The organism is Pectobacterium polonicum (genome assembly GCF_005497185.1).
In the GTDB taxonomy this organism is placed as follows: domain Bacteria; phylum Pseudomonadota; class Gammaproteobacteria; order Enterobacterales; family Enterobacteriaceae; genus Pectobacterium; species Pectobacterium polonicum.
This window is the reverse complement of record NZ_RJTN01000062.1, coordinates 1-1,385: the sequence shown is the minus strand read 5'-3', so window position 1 is coordinate 1,385 and position 1,385 is coordinate 1. Positions and strand designations below refer to the sequence as shown.

Genomic DNA, 1,385 nt, shown 5'->3' with positions numbered 1-1,385 from the left:
TTACTGAAACTGAATTTTCGTCGTAAAGGAAAGCAACGTTTGCCAGTGCGTAATCCAGCACCACTGGCGACGCCGGAACATCTGAATCAGAGCTGGTCAGTGGATTTTATGCATGATGCGCTGGTATGCGGCAGACGTTTTCGTACGTTTAACGTCGTGGATGATTTTAATCGTGAAGTGCTGGCAATAGAGATCGATCTGAATATCCCGGCACAACGCGTTGTTAGGGTGTTGGACAGGGTAGTCGCCAACCGTGGATAACCTCGTGATGCTCGGCGTCAGTGATACTTTGCATATATGAGATTCTAGCGATGAGTAAAAAGGTGAGCAGATCCTTTATGCCATATTTTCTGTAGATATTATTTTTCATGTTGTTGGCGGTTTTATGCGTTATCGCCATCTTTTTTGCGATATCTTTTATTGATATTCCGTCTAGCCAATAGCCGAAGAGTATTTTCTCATTCGGTGATAATGATATCGTCTTGCCTTTTATTTCTCTAAACGATGACAGGGCAGAGATCACTTTTTTAATCGTGATTACCGATGTGTGTTTTGATAACAGTATTACCTTTTTTGCGATCATCACTGGTGCATGCCTGCGGTTGTTCAGAATAATAATCTTTCGTTCTTGGCTAGCGATATGGTGAGTTAATAATGCCAGGTCAATACCATGTTCAATATCGATAATAGATATTTCGGCATGATCATTTATTTTTATATTTTCAAATGCTTTTTTCGTGAAGATACAAGAGGTAATGATATCAACTTCTGGCTGAAGCGTTGCTTTTTTCAGACATTCCCTAGGTATATAGGTATGATTTATCACTGTTAAATGATCAACATTAATCGCAATCATGAAATCCCTCGTCGTGATAGAGCGCTGGCAAAGGCCATGTCTATGTCGGCTTGCGTATTCGCGTAGTGAATGGAGTAATCCATGATTTTGCTTGCTCACGAATCTATGTGACTTGTTATTATCCTGATGGGAGCGACAGTTTGGGTCGCGTAGGGTAAAGAAGAATGGTTTTTTCTTATGAAAGGTTTTAACGCGGCGATTTGATGTGTGGGTAATAAGAGATAGCAAGTTCGCATTGACTATCCTGCAAGTATAGCAACACGAACTTATTTTAGCCTTTATAGGGTTACATCCATATGGATGCGATGCTTAACTGTCCTGTAGCTGGCGGAGTAAACATCGATATCCGGTAATTTCATTTTCTTTATCTTGAAGCCCTGCTTTAATTTCACTGACTTCTGTTTCCAGATTCTCGCTTAACGTTTCCTGGAGGGTATTTTTCAGCGTATCGAGTTGGGAGAAAATTTGCTGTGCTCCTACGGTTAGCTGTTGGGTCAAGCCGATAAACATCGCTCCCAAGGCATCATCC

2 protein-coding genes and 1 pseudogene are annotated in these 1,385 nt (G+C 41.2%); 1 reads left to right on the top strand and 2 read right to left on the bottom strand.

Annotated features, from left to right (window positions below; translation table 11 throughout):
• Window positions 1-258: pseudogene (locus EDI29_RS22620) on the top strand (DDE-type integrase/transposase/recombinase); the annotation flags it as partial.
• Here EDI29_RS22620 and EDI29_RS22615 read toward each other — a convergent pair.
• Window positions 224-856, bottom strand: a complete 633-nt coding sequence (locus EDI29_RS22615) for a helix-turn-helix transcriptional regulator (protein ID WP_137742664.1) — start codon at window positions 854-856, stop codon at window positions 224-226. The pseudogene EDI29_RS22620 and the gene EDI29_RS22615 overlap by 35 nt on opposite strands.
• Before the next feature lie 309 nt (window positions 857-1,165).
• The coding region (locus EDI29_RS22865; RefSeq protein WP_167494552.1) for a hypothetical protein at window positions 1,166-1,385 on the bottom strand (220 nt) is incomplete at its 5' end.